This is a genomic window from Coriobacteriia bacterium (assembly GCA_041658765.1).
Classification (GTDB): domain Bacteria; phylum Actinomycetota; class Coriobacteriia; order Anaerosomatales; family JBAZZO01; genus JBAZZO01.
In genome coordinates this window covers 62,550-80,228 of record JBAZZO010000010.1, presented here as the reverse complement: position 1 = coordinate 80,228, position 17,679 = coordinate 62,550, and the positions used below count along the sequence as shown (strand labels likewise).

16 protein-coding genes and 1 pseudogene are annotated in these 17,679 nt (G+C 67.0%); 10 read left to right on the top strand and 7 right to left on the bottom strand.

The genetic code is table 11. The features are described from left to right. Nucleotides 1–217 precede the first annotated feature (217 nt). Nucleotides 218–1,180 (top strand): DNA cytosine methyltransferase, encoded by a 963-nt coding sequence (locus WC971_07375; GenBank protein ID MFA5844633.1) that lies wholly within the window; start codon nucleotides 218–220, stop codon nucleotides 1,178–1,180. Here WC971_07375 and WC971_07370 read toward each other — a convergent pair. After that, nucleotides 1,177–1,602 carry a very short patch repair endonuclease gene (locus WC971_07370; GenBank protein MFA5844632.1) on the bottom strand — a complete coding sequence of 142 codons (426 nt, stop codon included), beginning with the start codon at nucleotides 1,600–1,602 and terminating at the stop codon, nucleotides 1,177–1,179. The two genes, WC971_07375 and WC971_07370, sit on opposite strands and share 4 nt — an antisense overlap. Before the next feature lie 84 nt (nucleotides 1,603–1,686). On the opposite strand from WC971_07370, the gene WC971_07365 reads away from it, so the two are divergent. Further along, nucleotides 1,687–2,532, top strand: a complete 846-nt coding sequence (locus tag WC971_07365; protein ID MFA5844631.1) for an HNH endonuclease signature motif containing protein — start codon at nucleotides 1,687–1,689, stop codon at nucleotides 2,530–2,532. Nucleotides 2,533–2,557: 25 nt separating this feature from the next. Here WC971_07365 and WC971_07360 read toward each other — a convergent pair. Further along, a pseudogene (locus WC971_07360) lies at nucleotides 2,558–2,839 on the bottom strand (DUF5131 family protein). A 298-nt stretch (nucleotides 2,840–3,137) separates the two neighbouring features. Between WC971_07360 and WC971_07355 the strand changes: the two are divergent. Next, nucleotides 3,138–4,247 carry an AAA family ATPase gene (locus tag WC971_07355; protein ID MFA5844630.1) on the top strand — a complete coding sequence of 370 codons (1,110 nt, stop codon included), beginning with the start codon at nucleotides 3,138–3,140 and terminating at the stop codon, nucleotides 4,245–4,247. Nucleotide 4,248: 1 nt separating this feature from the next. Continuing rightward, a complete protein-coding gene (locus tag WC971_07350) occupies nucleotides 4,249–4,956 on the top strand; it encodes a DUF4276 family protein (protein MFA5844629.1) in 708 nt (235 codons plus the stop codon). 113 nt (nucleotides 4,957–5,069) lie between these two features. Here the strand turns inward: WC971_07350 and arsB are convergent, their stop codons facing one another. Genes arsB through WC971_07330 form a run of 4 tightly spaced genes read right to left on the bottom strand, consistent with a single transcriptional unit; the run spans nucleotide 5,070 to nucleotide 11,075 of the window. Continuing rightward, a complete protein-coding gene (arsB, locus tag WC971_07345) occupies nucleotides 5,070–6,128 on the bottom strand; it encodes an ACR3 family arsenite efflux transporter (protein MFA5844628.1) in 1,059 nt (352 codons plus the stop codon). 48 nt (nucleotides 6,129–6,176) lie between these two features. Then, a complete protein-coding gene (locus WC971_07340) occupies nucleotides 6,177–7,640 on the bottom strand; it encodes a hypothetical protein (GenBank protein MFA5844627.1) in 1,464 nt (487 codons plus the stop codon). Between the two features lie 49 nt (nucleotides 7,641–7,689). Beyond that, nucleotides 7,690–9,168, bottom strand: a complete 1,479-nt coding sequence (locus WC971_07335; protein ID MFA5844626.1) for an HD domain-containing phosphohydrolase — start codon at nucleotides 9,166–9,168, stop codon at nucleotides 7,690–7,692. Nucleotides 9,169–9,194: 26 nt separating this feature from the next. Beyond that, nucleotides 9,195–11,075 carry a HEAT repeat domain-containing protein gene (locus tag WC971_07330; GenBank protein ID MFA5844625.1) on the bottom strand — a complete coding sequence of 627 codons (1,881 nt, stop codon included), beginning with the start codon at nucleotides 11,073–11,075 and terminating at the stop codon, nucleotides 9,195–9,197. A 215-nt stretch (nucleotides 11,076–11,290) separates the two neighbouring features. Between WC971_07330 and WC971_07325 the strand changes: the two genes are divergently transcribed. The 5 genes from WC971_07325 to rsmI are packed head-to-tail and all read left to right on the top strand — an operon-like array spanning nucleotide 11,291 to nucleotide 15,743. Beyond that, nucleotides 11,291–11,782, top strand: coding sequence for an ImmA/IrrE family metallo-endopeptidase (locus WC971_07325; protein MFA5844624.1), 492 nt, complete (start codon nucleotides 11,291–11,293; stop codon nucleotides 11,780–11,782). Nucleotides 11,783–11,820: 38 nt separating this feature from the next. After that, entirely contained in the window at nucleotides 11,821–12,795 is a 975-nt protein-coding gene (locus tag WC971_07320) for an ROK family protein (GenBank protein ID MFA5844623.1), read from the top strand. After that, a complete protein-coding gene (locus WC971_07315) occupies nucleotides 12,792–13,907 on the top strand; it encodes a DUF362 domain-containing protein (protein ID MFA5844622.1) in 1,116 nt (371 codons plus the stop codon). Before WC971_07320 ends, WC971_07315 begins: the two co-directional genes overlap by 4 nt. A gap of 25 nt (nucleotides 13,908–13,932) precedes the next feature. Next, nucleotides 13,933–14,895 (top strand): hypothetical protein, encoded by a 963-nt coding sequence (locus WC971_07310; protein ID MFA5844621.1) that lies wholly within the window; start codon nucleotides 13,933–13,935, stop codon nucleotides 14,893–14,895. Nucleotides 14,896–14,900: 5 nt separating this feature from the next. Further along, nucleotides 14,901–15,743 carry a 16S rRNA (cytidine(1402)-2'-O)-methyltransferase gene (gene rsmI, locus WC971_07305; GenBank protein ID MFA5844620.1) on the top strand — a complete coding sequence of 281 codons (843 nt, stop codon included), beginning with the start codon at nucleotides 14,901–14,903 and terminating at the stop codon, nucleotides 15,741–15,743. Nucleotides 15,744–15,752: 9 nt separating this feature from the next. Here rsmI and WC971_07300 read toward each other — a convergent pair whose 3' ends face one another. Then, on the bottom strand, nucleotides 15,753–15,995 hold the full coding sequence (locus WC971_07300; GenBank protein MFA5844619.1) for an AbrB/MazE/SpoVT family DNA-binding domain-containing protein: 243 nt from the start codon (nucleotides 15,993–15,995) through the stop codon (nucleotides 15,753–15,755). Between the two features lie 134 nt (nucleotides 15,996–16,129). Between WC971_07300 and metG the strand changes: the two genes are divergently transcribed. Beyond that, nucleotides 16,130–17,677, top strand: coding sequence for a methionine--tRNA ligase (gene metG, locus WC971_07295; protein ID MFA5844618.1), 1,548 nt, complete (start codon nucleotides 16,130–16,132; stop codon nucleotides 17,675–17,677). The last annotated feature ends 2 nt before the right edge of the window (nucleotides 17,678–17,679 follow it).

The following is a 17,679-nucleotide window of genomic DNA, read 5'->3' as shown; positions in this document are numbered from 1 at the left end:
CAAGCTTCTGACCAGCGGGAATACGGACGCCTAGATACACGCCGTTTCTGCGCATGATCGCTCGTCTTCGCAGCTTAGACCCATCAAACGCGGACTATTCGCGGGAGTTAGCTGCGGAACCCAGGATAAGGTGGGTGGTGTAGACGCCCCGCCGATGTGCAGCCATGACGGTGCGAGCCCCTATAATCGGAAGCGCCGGACCAAACGGGAGTGCAGAGTGCCAAAGAAACTAACTTCGGTTGAGATTTGCGCGGGCGGCGGTGGCCAGGCTATCGGGCTTGAGCAGGCAGGTTTCCGCCACATCGCACTGGTCGACAACGACACCTTCGCATGTGCGACCCTTCAACGGAACCGCCCGAAGTGGAGCGTATTTGAGGAGGATTTGAGGGTCTTCCTCGAGAAGCATGCGTCCGCCTATACAGGCCAAGTGGATCTGCTCGCCGGTGGTGTTCCGTGCCCGCCATTCAGTGTGGCCGGACACAAGAGGGGCCGTGAAGATGAGCGGGACATGTTCCCGGTGGCGCTTAACCTGGTCAAAGAGCTTAGTCCACGTGCGGTGATGCTCGAGAATGTCCGGGGTCTTCTCGACGGCAGCTTTGAGGACTACCGGCGGCATATCGATGCTCGATTTCGCCGTATGGGCTACAAGAGCGAGTGGCGGCTTCTCAATGCGTCAGAGTTCGGCGTGCCGCAGTTGAGACCACGCGTCGTTTGTGTAGCTCTCAAGAAGGATCTCTTTCCGCTGTTCTCGTGGCCGGAGCCCATCACGCCGAACGGAAATGCGCTGACAGTCGGGAAGAAGCTTCTGCTCCTGATGGCAGCCAACGGATGGGAAGGCGCTGCGGAATGGGCCAAGAAGGCAGATCGCATTGCTCCCACCCTCGTTGGCGGGTCGAAGAAGCATGGCGGGCCGGATCTCGGGCCGACAAGGGCGAAGCGGCAGTGGGCTGAGCTCGGCGTCGACGGCCTCGGCCTAGCGAATGCTGCTCCGATGCCCGGCTTTATCGGGATGCCGCGGCTAACCGTCCCGATGGCCGCTGTTCTTCAGGGCTTCCCCGAGAAGTGGGAGTTCGTGGGTGGCAAGACGGCTGCCTACCGTCAGGTAGGCAATGCCTTCCCCCCGCCGGTTGCGAAGGCTGTGGCTCTGAAGATACGCGAGGCGCTCAAGAACGAGGTCTAATGCGTACTCCGGCCCGCTGAGGCCAGTGCCTGTTCTATCCGCCTCACGCAGGGCCCGATGTCCTTCTCGACCTGGTGCTCCCACAGGCGCACGACCGCCCAGCCTTTTTCCGCGAGTTTCTCTGTGACTTCACGATCGCGCTGGCGGTTCCGCTCGATTTTCGGCAGCCAGTAGTCGCGATTGGTGCTCGGCTCCCGATAGCACTCCGCACACGCATGCCAGAAGCACCCGTCGACGAAAACAGCGACCTTCCACCGGCCGTACGTGAGATCAGGCTTTCCCGTCACGTTCTTCGGGTGAAGCCGGTAGCCGCGCATGCCGTCGGCCCAGAGTGCTTGGCGCAGAAGAATCTCGATTCGCGTGTTCCCCGCACGAATCCGGCTCATGTTCCAGCTGCGGCGTTTCGAGCTGATCTTGTCCATGCTTTGAGTGTAGCCTCTTGTTGGCGTCGGTCTCGCGGTGCTGTCATGCTCTCAGAAGGCGGACAACAGCGAGGATTGCGCCGAATGGAACCGGAACTCCCCAAGCCGGACAGCGAGGAGCTCAAGAAACTCGTCAACAGCCGCGAGTCGCGGGTCATCTACGGCTACTTGTACGAGCGGCGAGACGATCCGCCAACTCAGGCAGAGATCGACGAGTTCGTCGCCCGGGAGTACGGCGTCCGCCACTCCCAGACGCAGCGACGGCGGCGCGCCCTGAAGACGGATTACGGCTTCGATGTACGCGGCGAGCGTGTTCCCGGAAAGAGGGACGAGGTCTATCGCCTTGCTGGCTACCGTCCGGATTTCACTCCCGGTAGCCAGATCGACCTCGCCACGCGAGCCAAGGTGCTGCACGACTATCACGAGCGCTGTGCGATGTGCGGGCGGAATCCGACGGAACATGGCGTGGTGCTGCACATCGACCACAAGATTCCGAAGGACTGGGGCGGGCATCCGACCGACGAAGAGAACCTCTGGCCCCTGTGCGAGTACTGCAATCTCGGCAAGAAGGCACTGTTCGCGAACTACGACGCCGAGGGTGAAGCTATCGCAGCAGCCATTAGGCATGACGATCCCTGGACGCGCATCGGCGAACTACTCAAGGCGCTTCAGGGGCAGGAAGTGCCCGACTACCTGCTCTTCTTCGTTGCTCGCGAGGAAAACCAAGGCGACTACAAGAAACGGGCGCGGGAGCTGCGCTTCATCATGGGCTGGGACATCCAGGCCAAGAAGCGCAGGGACGTCAACAGCAAGAAGACGCTGTCGTTCTACGTGTTGCATGCGTGGGAGCCGTGGCCCGCGGAGGGCGCGCGAGCCGCGGTGAACGCCTACGAGGCGGCGCGCAAGAGGTGCAAGGCGGGCTCCGAGTAGGCGGTCTTGATTGTGGCGACAGGAGCTAGAGCTGCGCTGGTTTCTCATCCCAGACTCGGCCGTCCAGTTCGCGTCCTCTCATCGTGCGGCGAGGGCCGCCCCACTGCTTGAAGAAGAATGGCACCTCGGCCGCCACGCATTTGTCCTTTGCGCTTCGTACCCACTCCGCGTCCATTGGCCGGGCTCCTGGCCCCGACTCGCCGCCCACGATTACCCAATCGAGGCCGTTGACCTCTAGGCCGGATAGCGGGCCAAGCAGCGGCTCCAGCGAGGCGAATTTAACCGCAGCCGGGATTTCGCGAAGATTGTATTGATGAACTGCGGGTTCAGTCCCCGCTACGTCTTCGGCTCCGCTTCGCAACCGCAAGACCGCCGATTGCTTGCCCTCTACCAACCGAGCTACAGACACCCAGGGTCGGTGCGCGAGTCTCGCGAGACGCGTCGTGAAGCCGAATCCCGTAAGCCACCGGCAAGAATCTGGTTGGGCCTCTTCGTTATCGTGGCGTGCGATGCATTCGAGACGCGGAGGTGATGGACGGCTAGAGTGTTGTCTAGCGGCAGACGCCAGTCGCCATCACCGCAGCGATATCCTGAAGGGGAGAGACGTGCCCGAGCTGGACTCCATAACCATCAAGGGCTTCAAGAGCATCGCGTTGATCGATGTTGACCTGCGACCCATCAACGTGGTAATCGGACCGAACGGTTCGGGCAAGTCGAACTTCATCGGGGCGTTCTCGTTCCTGCACGCCTTGCGCGAGGGACGGCTGCAGGAGCACGTTGTTCGCTCGGGCGGGGCAGATGCACTTCTGTACTTCGGTTCCAAGGTCACCGAACAGATGGCGTTCCATTTGTCCTTTCAAAGCGGGGTAAACCAATACACTGTGGTGCTCACCCCCGGTGGTGCGGATCAACTCTTCCCGACGTCTGAGACAGCCGGTTTCTGGAACAAGGCGAAGTACCCGGACAGGGGGCCGTACGAGACCATCCTGTATCCGAGCGGTGGCGAGGCTGGCATCAGCGCGGGGGACAGTGGTCGAGTTGCCCAGTACGTCCGTGCGCACCTGAACAGCTGGCGTGCGTACCACTTCCATGACACCAGCGCTGCATCACCGATGAAGAGAACTCAGGACGTGGAGGACAACCGCTTCCTTCGTCCTGACGGCTCTAACTTGGCCGCGTTCTTGTACTTCCTGAGACTCAAGCACGAGTCGTCGTATCATCTGATACGACGATCGATCCAGCGTGTCGCTCCGTTCTTCGACGATTTCGCTCTCGAACCGCAGAGTCTAAACCAGGAGAAGATACGGCTCGAGTGGCGACACCGACACTCGGATGCGTATTTCGGTGCAGCGTCATTGTCCGATGGCACACTGCGCTTCATCGCATTGGCCACGCTCTTCTTCCAACCGGAAACCTACAGGCCGTCGGTGATCCTGGTCGATGAGCCTGAGCTGGGACTACATCCATCCGCCATCACCATGCTCGCAGCCCTCATCAAGCAGGCTTCACTGACGACTCAAGTCATCGTGTCCACTCAGTCCCCGCTGCTGCTAGACAACTTCCAGCCCGAGGACGTGCTGGTGGCGGACCTGATCGATGATGCTACACAACTCAGAAGACTTGAGTCCGGAAAGCTTGAGCACTGGCTGAAGGACTACAGTCTCGGCCAGTTGTGGGAGAAGAACGAGTTCGGCGGACGACCGGGAGCGGTCTGACGTGCCACGTCTACTCGTTCATGTTGAGGGCGAGACGGAAGAGCGTTTCATCAACCAGATCCTTGCGCCCCACCTTTACGGGCATGGCTACGAGAAGGTTAGTGCTCGCCTCCTCGGTAACCACCGTCAGCGTGACAGGCGGGGTGGCATCTGCAGTTGGCCAAATGCTCGCAAGGACATCCTCAGTCATCTGAAGGAAGACCCCGAGGCGTTGGCGACCACCATGGTTGACTACTACGCCTTGCCGCAGAATCGCGAGAATGGCTGGCCTGGTCGCGCCAATGCGTCCATTTTGCCCTTTGAACAGAAGGCGATGACGGTCCATGCGGCGCTCCATGCAGATGTGGCGGCGCTCCTCGAGCCACGGTATGACTCCAACCGGTTCCGTCCCTACGTGATGATGCATGAGTTCGAAGGCCTGCTGTTCAGCGACTGTGTAGCTTTCGCCGAAGGGATCGGACGTCCTGATCTGGTGTTGGCACTCCAGGCGATACGCAACCAGGCGGGCAGCCCTGAGGAGATCAACGACTCACCAGACACTGCGCCATCGAAACGGGTGCTTGCGCTCATCGGCGACTATCAGAAGCCATTGCATGGCAGCTTTGCCGTCGAGAGTATTGGCCTCGACGCTATCAGGGCTGAGTGCGCCGTCTTTCGTGACTGGCTTGCTGGCCTCGAAACGTGGCCAGAACAGAGGGCGGCGGTCTAGATACGTCCCCCTTGATGGGAGAGTTTCGTACTCAGTCGATGCGACCGTTCAAGTCCGTCTCTGGCCACCATAGGTATCGAGGAGGAGCCGTCCCGCCGGGGCGGCTTCTCTCGTCACCCCCCGCTTTCCTCCGCGAAGTACCGCCGCTCGAACGCCAGCGCGACGTTGACGAGGCCGATCAGCACCGGCACCTCCACCAGCGGCCCGATGACGGCCGCGAACGCCGCCCCGCTGTCGATGCCGAAGACGGCCACGCACACCGCGATGGCGAGCTCGAAGTTGTTCGACGCCGCCGTGAAGGCCAGCGTCGTCGTCTTCGCGTAGCGCAGGCCGATCGCCTTCGCGACGAAGAACGTCAGGAAGAACATGATCGCGAAGTAGGCGAGCATCGGCGCGGCCACCCGCACCACGTCGAGCGGGATGCTCAGGATCAGCTTCCCCTTGAGCGAGAACATCGTGAAGATCGTGAAGAGCAGCGCCACCAGCGTGACCGGCCCCACGCGGCGCACGAACACGCCCTCGTACCACTCGACGCCCTTGAGCCGGATGAGCCCGAACCGGGAGGCGACTCCCGCTGCGAACGGGATGCCCAGGTAGATGGCGACGGTCGTCGCGATCCTCGCCATCGAGATGTCGACGATGGCGCCGCGCACACCCAGCAGCGGCGGCAGCACGGTGACGAAGAGCCATGCGTAGACGCTGAAGAACAGCACCTGCATGACGCTGTTGACGGCGACCAGTCCCGCCGCGAACTCCCTGTCGCCTCCGGCGAGCCCGTTCCAGACGATCACCATAGCGATACACGGCGCGATGCCGATGATGATGAGCCCGACCATGTACTCGGGGAACGCCCGCATCGTGGTGACGGCGAGCAGGAACATCACGCTCGGCGCCACGATCCAGTTCATCACCATCGCGAGCCCCAGCGCCTTCTTGTCGCGCATCGCGTCGGGAAGCTCCTCGTAGCGGACCTTCGCCAGCGCCGGGTACATCATCGCGATCAGGCCGATGGCGATGGGGATGTTCGTCGTCCCCACCGTGAACCTGCCGATGAAGTCCGGGACCGCCTCGAACATCGCGCCCGCGCCGACGCCGACCGCCATCGCGAGGAAGATCCACAGCGTGAGGTAGCGGTCGAGGAAGCCGAGTTTCTTAGCGACGGATTCGGTCATGGGCTACCTCGCGAGGCGGACTACAGTTCCAAGTGTCACGCCTTCTTATCACAACCCGAACGTCGGGTGGCAGCGCAGACAACTGACCACCGTGTAGTTGCCGCCCGTGTGGCAGGCCGTGCACGCGTCGTCGATGTCTTGCCCGGCATGGGCGGCCGGCATCGCGGGGTGCGTGAACGTGGCGGTCGTCCAGGGTGCGGCCGGCGCGTGGCACCTTCCGCAGTCGGCCGGCCCGACGTGCGGCGCGGTGTGGCACGACGAGCACGCCGTCGAGGCGCGCGGGAAGACGAGCCCCGTGTGGCATGCGCGGCACGTGATCTGCGCATGGCGCCCGAGCAGCGGGAATCTCGTGGTGTGCCGGAAGCTCGAGACGATCGGCGTGAAGCCCGCCGTGGTGTGGCATCGCGCGCAGCTCCGCTGGTCCGAGTGGTGGACGCCGTGGCAGTCGACGCAACGGGTGCCGGCGACGCGCGAGAAGTCCGACGACGGGTGGCAGCGCGTGCACGCGAGCGCGGCGTGACGGCCGGTGAGCGGGAAGCTCGACGGGTGACTGAACCGTGCCGGGAGGAACCCGCTCGTCGAGTGGCACGAACCGCACTGCGTGAGGCCTCCGTGCCGGACGCCGTGGCAGTCGACGCAGTGAGTCCCCGACACGTGCGCATAGCGGCGGTGCGGGTGGCAGGCGGTGCACGCTAGGCGAGCGTGCCTCCCGGTGAGCGCGAAGACCGAGGAGTGGCGGAAGCGCGCCGGAGAGAATCCGCTGGTGGAGTGGCAGCGGGAGCAGTCGGTGAGTCCGCCGTGCCTGCTGCCGTGGCAGTCGACGCAGCGTCGTCCGGCGACCCGGGCGTACAGATTTCCCGCATGGCATCTCGAGCACGCGAGCGAGGCGTGACGCCCGGTGAGCGCGAAGACCGACGAGTGCTCGAAGCGCGCCGGCAGGAATCCCGTCGGCACGTGGCAGCGGGCGCAGTCGGTGAGACCTCCGTGCTTCGTGCCGTGACAGGCGGAGCAGCGCGCGACGGGCCGCTCGTTCCCGGTGCGGTGACATGCGAGACAGCCGAGCCCGACGTGCTTCCCGGTGAGCGGGAAGTGGCCGGCCGGCGTCGGTAGGTTCACCCTCCAGGAGACCGGCATGTGACACCACGCGCACCGCTTGGATCCACCATGGGGCGAGCTGTCGTGGCATCCTTCGCAGGCGGGCGAGGGTGCCGGTTTCCCTTCCGTGTGGCACGCGCGGCACCCCACGACCGCGTGGAAGCCCGAGTCCATCGCGGTGACGGTGTGCTCGTAGGAGATCATCCGCCACGAAGTCAGTACGTGGCAGAGTCCGCACGCGCCCGTGTAGGGGACCTTGTGCGCGAACTTGTGGCAGGCCGCGCAAAGCTTGCCCTCGAGAGCGGGATGCGGTGGCGTGCGCGGCGGTTTGGGCGACGGGGAGCATCCAGCGAGAAGGACGGCCGCGAGAAGGAAGGTCGCGATCGCGAAGACGCGCGTGGCGTGGCGTGCATGCATTCGCTGGCTCCTCGTCGACGACCGGTCGTCAAGAGGTATGTACCCGAATCTACAGATACTGCCAGACGTCGCCGATGCCGGCCTCGACCGCGGGGATGCACTCGGCGATCTCGCGCTCGAACCTGCCCGACGCCGCGTCGACGATGCGCAGGTCGATGACGACCGGGGCCTCCAGCCAGCGCCCTTCGGCGTCGATGAGCACCTTCACGCGCGGACGGAGCAGGTCGTCGCGGTTCACGCGGAAGACGACGCCGGTGGATGCGTCCTCGAGGCGGACGACAGCTCCCATCGGGTAGATGCCGAGCATCGCGACGAGCGCCTTGGTCACCGAAGGGTCGTACGCCTTCCCGCGACCCTGCATGAGCACGGCGAGCGCCTTGTCCGGCCGGATCTCGCGTCGGAACGGGCGGCGCGTCGTCATCGCGTCGTAGGCGTCGCACAACGCGACCACCTTGCTGAACAGGTGCTGCTCCTGGTGCTCCTTCGGGAGGGGGTAGCCTTGGAGGTCGTGCCGCTGGTGATGCTCGTAAGCGACGACCATCGGCATCTGGTCGACGAGCTGGATGCGCTTGAGCAGGTCGGCGCCCTCGGTCGCGTGGCTCTTCACGATCTGCCACTCGTCGGCCGTGAGAGGGCCTTCCTTGTTGAGGATGTCCTCGGGGATGCGCACCTTGCCGAGGTCGTAGAGGAGCGCCGAGAGCCCCAGCGAACGCAGCCCCCCCGTGTCGAGTCCCAGGCTCGCGCCGAGCGAGAGCGACAGGATGCACACGTTGATCGAGTGGTTGAGCGTGTATTCGTCGTGGCTCTTGATCGCGGTCAGCCCGAGGACCGCCGCCGGATCGCGGAAGAGGCTGTCGAGAAGCGAGGAGACGACCTTCTGGAGCGGTTCGACCTCGAAGACCTTGCCGAGCTTCACCCGGGTCTCGATGTCGCGCATCGCCTCGAGGCCTTGGTCGTAGACCTGGCGAGCGCGCGCCTTGTTCTCGCGGCCCTCGGCTTCGCGGGCGGTCTCGTCGAGGGTGGTGCTCTCGGCGACCGTGACCCGCGTGACCCCGCGGTCCTCGAGGAACTCGCGCGCCCTCGCGGCGTCTGTGACGTCGGCGGCGAGAAGGTCGACCAGCGCCGCGGCGTCCGAGGGGTCGAAGTCCTTCGCGATGGACAGCGCCGAGATGCCGCGCGCGAGCAGCTCGTCTATGAGCTTCCGGTACGTGACGCTTTCCTCGGGCAGCACGTGGTCCTCGATGAAGAGCGTGTTCTTGTAGACGTTCACGGTCACGACGGCGAAGCCGAGGTCGGCGAGGCCACGCACGGCCGCGACGAGGTCTTCGAGCGCCTGCCCGACCGCCGGATGGGTGAGCGGGTACAGGCCCGCGTTCGTCTGCGCTACCGCGAGTGAGCGTGCGAGTTCGCGCGCTCGCTCGAGCTTGCGCACGGACGTGAACGGTCCGCGGCGCGAGTCGGCCGCGGCATCGGCTATCTCCTCCGGGCTCTCCAGGTCGCTCTCGTCGTCACGCGGCTCGTCGCTCACGTCGTTCCCTCCTCGGGGTGTCGCTCCTATGCTGAGGGTATCGCAGCCACGGCCCGTCGCGCGAGGAACTGCAGTTCCTTGCGCTGGCGTCCGAGGACAATCCGCCGGCCCGCGATGCGGCACAGCGCGGGCAATGCGTTCGGGGACGCGATGGCTTCGAGGCTCTTGATGATCTCCTTGCGGACCTCGTGGTTGGGCGAGAAGATCCGGACCTCCTCGAGCTGTCTCACGAGGGCGGGGACGGCGGCGGAGAGGCGCACCCGCCCGACCTCGCGCGCGGCGAACCGCGCCGTCTCGGGGTCCCAGTGACCGAGCGCCTTGGCGAGCGCGGCGGCTGCCTCGGCGGTGCCGAGGTCGGCCAGCGCCGTGACCGAGGCCCGCCGCACGGCCGCGTCCACGTGCTCCAGTGCCTGGGTCAGCGCGGGGACGGCACGCTTGCCGCCGAGTTCGGCGACGATCGCGACGACCGCCGCGCCGGTGGGGTCCGAACCGCGTATGCGGCGTCCGGCCGCGAGCAGGATCCCCTCTGTGAGCGGGCCTGCGATCGGGAGCAGCAGTTCCCGGGCCGCGGTGCCGCACGCCAGCAGGCAGTCGAGGAGGGTCTCGGCGCCGACCTGTCCGGCGCCGCGCAACACGACCGCCGCGAGCCGGGCGTCGTCGGCGTCGCGCACGTGACGACAGACGCTGGCCAGCAGCTTCGAGTCGGCCAGCGCGGTCCGTGCGCGGGCGAGGGCCTCCCCGAGAGCGGGGTCGTCATCGAGCCCGTCGAGGAGATCGATCGCCTCCTGCAGGGGCGCGAACGCGCCGGCGCGCATGGCGGAGGCGATCGCGTCGCCGACCGCGAGGACGGTGTCCTCGGCCGGTCGTGCGCGGCAGACCTCGACGGCGGCCACGAGCGCCCGTGAGGCCGCGGAGCTCGGAGACGCCGCGGTGAGCTGACGCGCGATCTCCTCCGCGTCGCCCTCCTGGTCGGCGACGGCTCCAGCCATCCCCAGCACGTCCGGGTCGGCCGGGATCCCGCGCGCTTCCTCATCGGTCACAGGGGGAGAGAGCAGGAGCGCGAGCTCCCGCGCGATCTCGGGCGGCAGGGTGAGGGCGGACGCGACGTCCTCGGTGTCCTTGTCTGCACGGGCGGCGACGAGGGCGAGCAGTCGCGCAAGGGTGGAGGGGTCCATCCGCGCAACGACGTCGAGCATGCCATCCATGCGCGCGCCCTCGGAGTCCTCGCGCATCGCCTGCTCGACGACGGCGACGCGCACACTCTCCGGCAGACGCAGCAGCGCCTCGGCGACGCGGGCCTGCGCGAGGTCGCGAGCGGCGTCCTCGAGACCGGCGAGCGTCGCCGCGACATCGTCGTTCGCGGCGCCTTCGGCGGCGCCGGCCGCCCATCGCTCGGCGGCGCCCGCGACGCGTTCGGCGATGTCGTCGATCCGGGCCGCGGTCAGGTCGAGGCCTGCGATGCCCTCCTCGGTAGCCGCCCTCAGCGACACCTCGATCACGGCGAGGTGAGTCACGCCCGCGGCGCCGAGCGCCGTCCTGACGCCTCCCGCGGCTCGGACATCCCGGGTGTCGCCCCCGATCACCGCGAGGAAAGCGGAGGATTCCTCGAACGTGACGCCGGGCGCCACGATGAGCTGACCGACCTGGAGCGCGTAGAGCGATTCGGCCAGGTTGGACACCTGAGGCTGACCGGTCGCGACGGGGTCGTCCTCGAGGCGGATCGCTTCGGGGTCGACGACGAAGCGCAGCGGGCCGAGGGAGGCGGTGGCCGCATGGGCGGCCGTCACGAATCCCTCGACGGCTTGTCGCGGGAGCGCGCTCGCGGGCGGGTAGAGGCGGACCGCGCTCGCGGCGGCCGCGAGCCGGCGCAAGACCTCCTCGGCACGGTTGTGGGCGGTACCCTCCAAGCCACCTCCCGACGGTCGCGTGCGGTATCGAACAGTCTACCCGTCTACATCGGCGAACGCCGCCGCGACGTTTACATGTCGCCGTCGTCGTGTGTCCACCGTCACGCTCCGCGCGTCGGCATCCGCCCGAACGGGAATACAGCCGCCGGACGCAACGTCCGATATCAAGTGCAGCCGCCCGAACGGCGGCGCCGTCGCACGAAGGGTATCTGCCCGTGCCGCTGCGAAGCGACGCCTACTATCGCGATCTGGTCGAGCGCACCCTGCGGGAAGCCGGGGTCGAGGAGCCTCCGGTGGATGTCGGGAGCCTCGCCGCGCATCTCGGCGTCCCGGTCCGGGGTGCGCGCCTTCCGGGCTGGTTCAAGGGTGCGCTCGTCTACGAAGACGGTCTTCCGGTCATACTCTTGAACGAGGCGCGCGATGAGAAGGCGAAGCGCCAGGCCCTCGGGCACATGATCGCGCACGTCTTCATCATGCTCGACGACCCCGATGTGGGTTTCCCGAGAGAGCAGCCCGAGCACCATCATGCGGACGTCATGGCCGACGAGTGGGTCCTCCCGGCGTTCTTGGTGCGTGACCAGGCTCGGAAGTGGTTCAATGACTACCGGTACCTCGCCGGGCTCTTCGGGGTGAGCGAGGACGAGATGGTCGGTCGGATGCAGGACATGGGCCTGCTCAAGAAGCGCGGCATCTACTGGGATTACTGAGGCCGACCGGGGCGGGCGCGGTCGACTTGGAGGGGCGGATGCGGACTTCGTACGCTGTCGGGGTCGACGTCGGTGGGACTCGGATCGCCGCCGGTCTCGTCGAGCGCAAGGGGCGGCTCGTCAAGGAGTCGAAGCGGCTCACGCCCAAGACCGGCCCGTTCGGCGTCATCGACGCGGTGATCGACCTTACCGACGAGGTGCTCGCGGGCGTGCAGCGCAGCGAGGTCGCGGGGATCGGAGTCGGTCTCCCCGCGCAGATCGACTTCTTGCGCCAGTCCGTGGAGTTCTGCACGAACCTGCCGCTGTCCGGCGTCGATGTCCGCTCTCTCGTGATGTCGCGGGTCAAGCACCTCGTGACCCTGGACAACGATGGTCACACGGCTGCGATCGGCGAGTCACGGTTCGGCGCCGCCAAGGGCGCGCGCGACTTCGTGATGATCACGCTCGGCACCGGCGTCGGCGGGTGTCTCTTCGTCGACGGCGAGCCGTATCGCGGTTCGCGTGGGCTCGGGGGCGAGATCGGTCACATGGTCGTCCGCCTCGACGGCCTCCCATGTCCCTGCGGCGGCCACGGGCATCTCGAGTCCTACCTCGGGCGGCCGGCGATAGCCGCGAGGGGCCGCGAGGCCGCGGCGTCCTACGCGGGGCAGACGCTGCGCGATATGGTCGAAGGCGATCCGGAGCGCATGCGCGCCGAGACCGTCATCGAGGCGGCGCTCGCCGGGGACGAGGTCGCGACGGGCATCCTCATGGAGGCGGGCGTCGTGCTCGGAGAGGCGCTCGTCGGCATCGTGAACCTCCTCAACCCCCAGCTCATCGTCGTCGGCGGCGGCATCGGCGAATCGTGCGGGTTCCTCGTCGAGCGTGCGGCGCAGGTCGTGGCCGATTCCGCGCTCGCCGGAAAGCGCGATGTGCGCCTCGTCCAGGCGGAGTTGGGCAACGACGCCGGCGTGCTCGGCGCGGCGGCCCTCGCTTTCGACGAGCACGACACCAGGGAAGGGCTGCACAGGTGAGCGGTTCGCCCCCACCCGTCTACTTCGCCCCCATGCGCTCGCGGATGAAGCGCTCGCTCGTCACTCGCGCGGGCGTCCTGCTGGAGCGCGCGGGACTGTCCGACGCCGTCGCGACGGGAGACCTCGTCGCGGTGAAGACGCACTTCGGGGAAGCCGGCAACACCGGTTTCGTCCACCCCATCCATCTGCGAGAGGTGTGCGGTCTCGTCCGCGCCGCAGGCGGGCGACCGTTCCTCACCGACGCGAACACGCTCTACCGGGGCGCGCGCGGCAACGCCGTCGACCACATCGCGTGCGCGGTCCGCAACGGGTTCTCCTTCGCGACGGTCGAGGCGCCGATCGTCATCGCCGATGGGCTCGACGGTCGCGACGCGGTCGACGTCCCCATCGAGGGCGGGAAGCATTTCGAGAGCGTGCGCATCGGGGCCGCGGCGGTCCATGCCGACGCCATGGTCGTGGTCACGCACTTCAAGGGACACGAGGCGGCCGGTTTCGGCGGGGCGCTGAAGAACGTCGGCATGGGGCTCGGCTGCCGTTCGGCGAAGCAGCGCATGCACGCGGACTTCCGCCCGGAGGTCACCGCCGACAAATGCACAGCCTGCCGCCGGTGCGAGCGGTCCTGCCCGGTGAGCGCGATCGGGATCGTCGATCGTGTAGCGGTGGTCGACCTCGCCGTCTGCTACGGCTGTGGGGAGTGCGTGGCCGCCTGTCCGTACGGCGCGATCGCGACGCAGTGGCACACCGATGCGTCCGCCCTTCAGGAGAAGGTCGCCGAACACGCCGCCGGAGCGCTCCTGGGCAAGGAGGGCAAGGTCGTCTACCTGACCTTCGTGACGAACATCTCTCCCGACTGCGACTGCTGGAACTTCAGCGACGCGCCCATCGTCGCCGACATCGGCGTTCTCGCCGCGACGGACATCGTCGCGATCGATCAGGCGGCCTACGATCTCGTCACCGCCGCCGAGGGTCTTCCCGGCTCGGTCGCCGAGGGCATGTCTTCCGGTGTGGACAAGTTCGCCGGTATCTCCGGAGTCGATGGTAGCGTGGTCATGCGCCACGCCGAGGCCCTCGGTCTCGGTTCGCGCGCGTACGAGCTTGTCACGGTGGACTGAACCGACACTCGACAGGAGGAGACCCGTGGACTACGTCGACATCGTCAAGCGCGCGATCGGGGTGACCTGGCGCTACAAGGTGCTGTGGATCTTCGGGGTCTTCGTCGGCGCGTCGGGCATGGGTGGCGGAGGAGGGAACTCCGGATACCGATTCGGGAAAGAGGACTTCTCCGGAAGCTCGGCGGCCGCCTTGCGCGCCCAGGCGTTCGTCCGCGACAACGTCGCGCTGCTCGTCGGAGTGGCCGTCGCGTTCCTCGTCCTTTCGCTCGTGTTGTGGATCCTCGGGGTCGCGGCCAGAGGCGGGCTCGTCCATCTCGTAGAGGAAGCCGAGGAGGGCCGTCCGGTCCGCGCGCTCGCGGGGTGGGACGCGGGCTTCTCGAAGTGGGGCCGAGTCTTCCTCATCGAGTTCGTCGTCGCGCTGCCGATCATCATCCTCGCGCTGGTCGTCGGCGCCGTGGTGGCCGTCGCGATCGCGGGGGCCGCGGCCGCGGGCTTCTCGAGCAGCGGCGACATAGCGAGGGCCGCCGCCGGCGCTCTTCTCGCCGGCGGTTGCGGCGTCCTGGCCCTCTCGGTCGTGGCGTTCACCGCGCTCGCGTTCCTCATCGGTCTCGTGGAGCCGCTCGCCCTGCGCTACGGGGTCCTGGGCGGACTGACCGTCGGACACGCGCTCGGAGCCGCATGGCGGGACGTGCGCCATCGCTTCAAGGACGTGGTGCTCATGTGGCTCACGATGCTCGTCACGGGCATGGCTTTCGGTCTCGCCGTCGGGGTCGTCGCGGCCATACTGGCCGTCCCTGTCGTCGTAGCCGTCATCGCCAGCGCCTGGATGGTGGTCGCGGTCCTCTGCGCCATCCTCATCGCCGTCATGCTCCTGCTCTCGGCGGTCTACGGGACGTACGTCTCGGCCGCGTGGACGGTCTTCTTCAGGCGGCTCACGGGGCGGGAGGCCCTCGTGTCCGCCGTCGAGCAGCCCGCCGCGGCAGGGTAGCGCCCGTGGGCGACGGTCTCCTCGTCGTCTGCGCGACGCCCATCGGGAACCTGGGCGACGTCACGCTGCGCGTGCTGGACGCGCTCAGGGACGCCGACGTCATCGAGGCCGAGGACACGCGGGTGACACGCCGCCTGCTCGCGCGCCACGGGATCACCACGCGTCTCGAGCCCTACCACGCGCGCAACCTGGTCCGCAGGACGCCGGAGGTGGTCGCGCGCGTCGAGGCCGGACAGCGTGTCGCTCTGGTCTCCGATGCGGGGACTCCAGGCGTGTCGGACCCCGGCGCCCACCTGGTCGACGCATGTCTCGAGGCGGGGCTGCCGGTCGAGGTCCTCCCCGGCCCCTCGGCCATCCTCACGGCGCTCGTCGCCTCGGGCCTGCCGACGCACGCCTTCTATTTCGGTGGCTTCCTCCCGCGCAAGCGCGGGGAGATCCGAAAGGCGCTCGAAGCGGTAGGGGGGCTCGATGCGACGCTGGTCTTCTACGAATCACCTCGGCGGGCGGCCGCCTCACTCGCCGTCATGGCCCAGGTCATGCCGGGCCGCCGCGCCGCGCTCGCGCGCGAGCTGACCAAGCTCTTCGAGGAGGTCGAGAGGGGCGACGTCGCGGATCTCGCCCAGCGGTATGCCGGATGCGAGTTGAAGGGCGAGGTGGTCCTTCTGGTCGGTCCGCCCTCGCGGGATGCACCGGCCGAACCGCTCGAAGAAGAGGCGTTGCTCGCGGCGGTGGACGCGCTCGTATCGGGCGGCACGTCCCGTTCCGAGGCCGTGCGCGCGGTCGCGAAGGAGAGAGGGGTGCGCCGGAACGCGCTCTACGCGATCGTCACCTCGCGGGACAGGGCGTGAAGCGTCGCCCTAGCCGTTCTTGATCTCGCGCACGCACTCCGCGCACACGGGACGGCCCTTGACGCTCGCGACGTCGTCCTGTCGTCCGCAGATCACGCACGCGTCGTGGTGCTTCGTGAGGATGATCCGCTCGCCCTCGACGAAGATCGCCATGGGATCCTTCACCTTGATCCCGAGGGTGCGGCGAAGCTCCATGGGGATCACTATCCTGCCGAGGTCGTCCACGCGACGCACGATGCCAGTGTCGCTCATCGCGACCGCCTTTCGATTGACGTGCCCGATGCGCGTGACCGACGATAGGGCGTGCACGCCGGTCCACCCGTGCCATCGTATGTGCCGTACTCCGTCATTTCCATGATTGCCCATCTAAGGGGCCTTGTAACGCGATGACAGCCCGCAGTTTCTACATCACCACCCCGATATACTACGTGAACTCCGTTCCGCACCTGGGTACCGCGTACACGACCGTGGCGGCCGACGCGCTCGCGCGCTACCGTCGCCTCCTCGGTGACGACGTGTGCTTCCTCACCGGTCTCGACGAACACGGCCAGAAGGTCGCGCAGGCCGCGGAGGAGCACGGCATGACCCCGCAGGAGTGGTGCGACTCGATCGCGCCCAGCTTCCTCGAGACGTGGGAGCTCCTCGGCGTCAGCAACGACGACTTCATCCGCACGACGGAGCATCGTCACGAACGCGGGGCCGGCGCCTTCCTCTCGGCGCTCCACGAGCGGGGAGACATCTACCGCGGTCACTACGAGGGCTGGTACTGCGTCCCCGACGAGACGTTCTTCACGGAGGAGCAGCTCGTAGACGGTCGCTGCCCCGACTGCGGCCGCGAGGTGCAGCTCGTTCGGGAGGACAACTGGTTCTTCCGCCTCTCCGCGTACGAGGACCGCCTTCTCGAACACTACGAGTCGCATCCCGGCTTCGTCCGGCCCGAGACGCGCCGCAACGAGGTGGTCTCCTTCGTCCGCGGCGGGCTCAAGGACCTGTCGATCTCCCGCACGGCGTTCGCCTGGGGCATCCCGCTGCCGTTCGACCCGGACCATGTGATGTACGTCTGGTTCGACGCACTCCTCAACTACATCACCGCGATCGGCTACGGCGATCCGGAAGCGGCCGAGACGTTCGAGCGTCGCTGGCCGGCGCAGGTCCACTTCGTCGGGAAGGACATCATCCGCTTCCACTGCGTGATATGGCCGGCGATGCTCATGGCCGCCGACCTGCCGCTGCCCGAGCGGGTATTCGCGCACGGGTTCCTCCTCGCAAAAGGCGAGAAGATGAGCAAGAGCAAGGGCAACGTCATGGCGCCCGCGGACCTCGTCGAGAGGTTCGGTGTGGACGCGTACCGCTACTACTTCCTTCGCGACGTGCAGTTCGGCTCGGACGGCTCGATCTCGATGGAGGGGATGGTCCAGCGCTACAACGGCGATCTCGCCAACGACTGGGGAAACCTCGTCTCCCGGTTGCTCAACATGACCGAGAAGTACCTCGACGGCGTGACTCCCGAGCCGGCGACGCCGGAGACCGGCGACGACGAGGAACTCGTCGCGATCGCGGCGGCTCTGCCCGGGCGCTACGGCGCGGCGATGGAGGACCTCGACTATGCCGGTGCGCTCGAAGCGGTCTGGGACCTGGTGAAGCGGACCAACCGTTACATCGAGGACTGTGCGCCGTGGAACCTCGCCAAGGAGGAGGAGACCCTTCCTCGGCTTCGCGCGGTGCTCGCGCACGCTCTCGAAGCGGTGCGTATCGCCGCGCTCTTCACCGAACCGGTCATGCCCTCCGCGAGCGCCGAGGTGTGGCGCCGGCTCGGTCTCTCGGACGTGACCGCCGTGCGCGACCTCGACTCGGCGGCCGCTTGGGGCGGTCTTCCCGCCGGACTGCGCGTCACGAAGGGCGAATCGCTCTTCCCTCGCATCGTCGAGGCGTGAGC

Excerpts from the sequence above, each read along its gene's own strand:
- metG (MFA5844618.1), top strand. The coding sequence starts at position 16,130 with ATGACAGCCCGCAGTTTCTACATCACCACCCCGATATACTACGTGAAC.
- WC971_07370 (MFA5844632.1), bottom strand. The coding sequence starts at position 1,602 with ATGGACAAGATCAGCTCGAAACGCCGCAGCTGGAACATGAGCCGGATT.
- WC971_07340 (MFA5844627.1), bottom strand. The coding sequence starts at position 7,640 with ATGCATGCACGCCACGCCACGCGCGTCTTCGCGATCGCGACCTTCCTT.
- WC971_07365 (MFA5844631.1), top strand. The coding sequence starts at position 1,687 with ATGGAACCGGAACTCCCCAAGCCGGACAGCGAGGAGCTCAAGAAACTC.
- arsB (MFA5844628.1), bottom strand. The coding sequence starts at position 6,128 with ATGACCGAATCCGTCGCTAAGAAACTCGGCTTCCTCGACCGCTACCTC.
- WC971_07320 (MFA5844623.1), top strand. The coding sequence starts at position 11,821 with ATGCGGACTTCGTACGCTGTCGGGGTCGACGTCGGTGGGACTCGGATC.
- WC971_07300 (MFA5844619.1), bottom strand. The coding sequence starts at position 15,995 with ATGAGCGACACTGGCATCGTGCGTCGCGTGGACGACCTCGGCAGGATA.